We start from the raw sequence: 2,861 nt of genomic DNA on the forward strand, positions 1-2,861 counted from the left end.
TACGAAGGCGGTATCGATTCGGAAGGCCGCACGCGGCGCTGGGTGATCTATCGCGACTATTCGGAGGCTTCGGCCATTCCGCCCGGCTGGCACGGCTGGATGCATCACCGTGTCGACGTCGCGCCACCGAGCGAAGACTACAAGCCGCGCGAATGGCAGAAGTCGCATCAGCCCAATCTGACCGGCACGCCGGCGGCCTATCGCCCGAAGGGCTCGGTGCTGACCAATCAGCATCGCCCGCAGGTCACAGGTGACTATGACGCCTGGACGCCCGGGTCGTAACGGTCCCTGTATGTAACGGCGCCCCCCCGCTTGTAACGGTGCAAAGTGCAGGCCGGTCCTTTATCGCCACAATTGGTGTTTAGCTGCTTGCTGATCAGAAAACGGCGACTAGCCTTGGCGATCGACGGAATCACCCGGGCGCGAACCACCGGTAACCCTATATGAGCTTTTTCAACCTGATATCGACGGGCGGCCTGACGCTAGCCGCCAGCCTCGCCATCAGCACGGCGGCCTTTGCGGCTTCGCCCACACCGGCAGCACCCGCGGCACCCGCGCCGGCGGCGTCAGCTGGATCTGATCGCATCACCAATCCGGTTGCCGAGTTCGCCGGCATCGACAAGATCACCGGCCGCATCATCACCTTCGACGTCTATATCGACGAGACGGTGCAGTTCGGTGCTTTGCAGGTGACGCCGCGCRTCTGCTATTCCCGGCCGCARACCGAGGAGCCGAAGACCGATTCCTTCGTCGAGGTCGACGAGATCACGCTCGACCGCAAGATACGCCGCATCTTCACCGGCTGGATGTTYGCCGAAAGCCCGGGCCTCAAYGCKGTCGARCACGCCGTCTATGACGTCTGGCTGAAGGRMTGCAAGCAGAAGTCGGATGTGCCGGCGCCAGACGCGACCAAGGCTGACGCGACCAAGGCTGACGCTTCGAAGCCTGCCTTGGCCAAGCCTGCCGCGGCCAAGCCCGCCGCAACCAAGCCGGACGCTGCAGCCAGCCCGGATGTGGAACAGCCCGATTCCACCGAACCCGATACGACCGACACCAACTGATCCCTGGGAACCGTCGTGGCCACCGTGCGTTGGGCCATGGACGACCTGCGCATTTATGCGCCTGGAGGATTTTTCGATGTCAGATAGCAAGCGGATCACCGCCGGCAAGGCGGAATTGCTCGAACTCGAGAAGGGCTTCTGGACTGGCGACGAAGCCTACTATGCGGCCAATGCCGACACCGAATGCCTTGTGGCATTTCCGCAGATGGCTAAGGCGATGGACAATGCCGATCTCGCCAAGACCGCAACCAAGCCCAACCGCTGGCGCGACCTGAAAATCGACCTCAAGGGGATAATCGAGCCCGGCAGCGACATCATCATGCTGACCTACGAGGCGCATGCGACGCGGGAGAATGGCGAGCCATATGCGGCGCTGGTCAGCACCGGCTATGTCCATCGCGTCAACGGTTGGAAGATGATGTTCCATTCGCAGACGCCGATCGAGGCTGCAGCGAAGAGCTGATCATCTGGGTTGGTCGACGGATCGCTCACTCGATGACGTATATCCCGTGCTCGGAGAGAGCAGCCATTATGTCTTCGATTTCGGTTGAACTGAATTCCCGCTTGGGAAGCAGTTGGTCGAGCTGACCCATTGTGACATCTCTGCCCTTTTCGATCAGCGCTTGAACAATTGGCTGCATATCCGCTCGAAGGTGGTTTTCGCTCGACATCGAAGCTCTCCAGTCACGGAAAAAAGATCGCCTCGCCCTTCAGTGCTTCAGCCAGCATCTTTTCGTATTTGCCGCGTGGCACATCGACAGCGCCGAAGCGCTTGAGATGCTCGGTGGTGAATTGCGTATCAAGTAGAGCGAAGCCGCGTGCCTTCAAGCGCTCGACGAGATGCACGAGGCAGGTCTTCGACGCATCCGTCGCCTTGGAAAACATGCTTTCGCCGAAGAACACCCGTCCGAGCGACACGCCATAGAGGCCGCCGACCAACTTGTCCTCATGCCACGCCTCGACCGAATGGCAATGGCCCATGCGATGCAGTTGCACATAGGCCTCACGGATCGGCGCGTTGATCCAGGTCGAGCGGCGCTCCTCGCGTTTTTCGGCGCAGCCGTCGATCGTCGCCTCGAAATCGAAGTCGAAACGGATGTCGAACGGGCTTTTGCGGATCGCCTTCCTCAGGCTTTTGGGCGTGTGGAAACCATCGAGCGGGATGATGCCGCGCGTCTCCGGCCGCACCCAGAACACCTCCGGATCGCTGGCGCTTTCGGCCATCGGGAAGACGCCCGAAGCGTATGCCTTGAGCAGGAGGTCGGTGGGGATGCGATAGCCGGGCGCGTAGGGGCGGGTCATCGCGTTCCCGGACTACTCTTCCTTGGCCAGGTATTTTTCCAGCCAATGGATGTCATAGTCGCCATTGGCGATGTCGGCATTGCCGACCAGATCGCGAAACAGCGGCARSGTCGTCTTGATGCCGTCGACGACGAATTCATCCAGCGCCCGGCGCAGCCGCATCATGCATTCGACSCGGTTGCGCCCATGCACGATCAGCTTGCCGATCAGGCTGTCGTAGTAGGGCGGGATCTTGTAGCCGGAATAGACGCCGGAATCGACGCGGATGCCGAGGCCGCCCGGCGTGTGGAAATGGGTGATGGTGCCGGGCGAGGGGGTGAAGGTGCGCGGATCCTCGGCATTGATGCGGCATTCGATGGCGTGGCCATTGAACTTGATGTCTTCCTGCTTCACCGAAAGACCGCCGCCGGAAGCAACGCGGATCTGCTCGTGGACGAGATCGATGCCGGTGATCGCTTCCGTCACCGGATGCTCGACCTGCAGGCGCGTGTTCATCTC

General features: G+C 61.2%; 6 protein-coding genes. 3 read left to right on the top strand and 3 right to left on the bottom strand.

What is annotated here, in order from left to right; translation table 11 throughout:
• From AC1DX0_RS33900 to AC1DX0_RS33910, 3 genes are all read left to right on the top strand, one after another.
• On the top strand, positions 1–282 hold a 282-nt coding region (locus AC1DX0_RS33900; protein ID WP_477358713.1), incomplete at its 5' end, for an NADH:ubiquinone oxidoreductase subunit NDUFA12.
• 161 nt (positions 283–443) lie between these two features.
• Positions 444–1,061, top strand: a complete 618-nt coding sequence (locus AC1DX0_RS33905) for a DUF2155 domain-containing protein (protein WP_477358716.1) — start codon at positions 444–446, stop codon at positions 1,059–1,061.
• A 76-nt stretch (positions 1,062–1,137) separates the two neighbouring features.
• Complete coding sequence (locus AC1DX0_RS33910; RefSeq protein ID WP_477221390.1) at positions 1,138–1,524, top strand: hypothetical protein; 387 nt, start codon at positions 1,138–1,140, stop codon at positions 1,522–1,524.
• 25 nt (positions 1,525–1,549) lie between these two features.
• On the opposite strand, the gene AC1DX0_RS33915 is transcribed toward AC1DX0_RS33910, so the two are convergent.
• From AC1DX0_RS33915 to AC1DX0_RS33925, 3 genes are all read right to left on the bottom strand, one after another.
• Positions 1,550–1,732, bottom strand: coding sequence for an RNA polymerase sigma factor region1.1 domain-containing protein (locus tag AC1DX0_RS33915; protein WP_477221391.1), 183 nt, complete (start codon positions 1,730–1,732; stop codon positions 1,550–1,552).
• Between the two features lie 13 nt (positions 1,733–1,745).
• Positions 1,746–2,363 carry a leucyl/phenylalanyl-tRNA--protein transferase gene (aat, locus tag AC1DX0_RS33920; protein WP_477221392.1) on the bottom strand — a complete coding sequence of 206 codons (618 nt, stop codon included), beginning with the start codon at positions 2,361–2,363 and terminating at the stop codon, positions 1,746–1,748.
• Positions 2,364–2,375: 12 nt separating this feature from the next.
• The coding region (locus tag AC1DX0_RS33925; protein ID WP_477358719.1) for an ATP-binding protein at positions 2,376–2,861 on the bottom strand (486 nt) is incomplete at its 5' end.

It is taken from the genome of Mesorhizobium sp. P3_A9 (genome assembly GCF_056402975.1).

What these genes read in the sequence shown, in the direction of transcription:
- AC1DX0_RS33915 (WP_477221391.1), bottom strand. Translation starts at nt 1,732, where the DNA reads ATGTCGAGCGAAAACCACCTTCGAGCGGATATGCAGCCAATTGTTCAA.
- aat (WP_477221392.1), bottom strand. Translation starts at nt 2,363, where the DNA reads ATGACCCGCCCCTACGCGCCCGGCTATCGCATCCCCACCGACCTCCTG.
- AC1DX0_RS33910 (WP_477221390.1), top strand. Translation starts at nt 1,138, where the DNA reads ATGTCAGATAGCAAGCGGATCACCGCCGGCAAGGCGGAATTGCTCGAA.